We start from the raw sequence: 823 nt of genomic DNA on the forward strand, positions 1-823 counted from the left end.
AGTACTGCGTCCGGTTTGGATGCTAACTGGCTCTGTAAGTCTGTTACGATCTTGTCTGCCGTAAACTGGTTATCTGCTACATCCACTTTTGCCCCTGCAACTGCTGCTGCTTTCTCATCTGCATGTACGATGATGTCAAGCGGATATGCACCTGTTCCCCAGATGTTTGCCGCGATGGTGTATCCATCACTGCTGCCCTCTGATTTTGCTGAGCTGTTTGACTCTGATTTTGCTGAGCTGTCACCGCCTGCTGCTCCGTTGTTATCGGATGATGCATTTCCACATCCGGCAACCATAGCTGCCACCATTGCCCCAACAAGTAATAAACTAATTGCCTTCTTCTTCATGTTTACTTTCCCTTTCTTTCTCTTTAATGATTTTTCCTTGTCCTTTAATTCATGTTGTTCATAAATATCCTGATGCCTATATATTATGCAAATCCCGTGCCAATTTTGGTTTCGCCGCAAACGCCCGTTTTTCGGCATTTTGCACCATGTGTTTCACTGTTTTCGCCTCCGTTCATGCAACAACGTTGCGTTGCAGCAACGCAATTATTGTCTTTTACAGCAGTTTACATTGTGCAACAGTACTCACATCCTGTTTCATATGTGCAATATGTACAATCTGTCAAAACAACAACAGGATCGGCACATGCGGTCTGCATGTGCCGATCCTTTTTGTTGTCTTAACACGTTAGAGAAGAATCTAAAGTAATCGTTAGCTCAGTTTTTTAATCTCTGATCTTTGACTTCCATTATTCCGGAAGATTGTAGATGGTATCTGCATATGTTTTCAGGAACTCATCATATGTATCTACTGTTAC

1 pseudogene is annotated in these 823 nt (G+C 42.8%); it reads right to left on the reverse strand.

Annotation, left to right across the window (positions count from 1 at the left end):
• A pseudogene (locus tag DXB15_RS16795) lies at positions 1 to 347 on the reverse strand (hypothetical protein); the annotation flags it as partial.
• Positions 348 to 823: the final 476 nt, after the last annotated feature.

The sequence above is a fragment of the Roseburia sp. OM02-15 genome, from assembly GCF_003481835.1.
Taxonomy (GTDB): domain Bacteria; phylum Bacillota; class Clostridia; order Lachnospirales; family Lachnospiraceae; genus Eubacterium_I; species Eubacterium_I ramulus_A.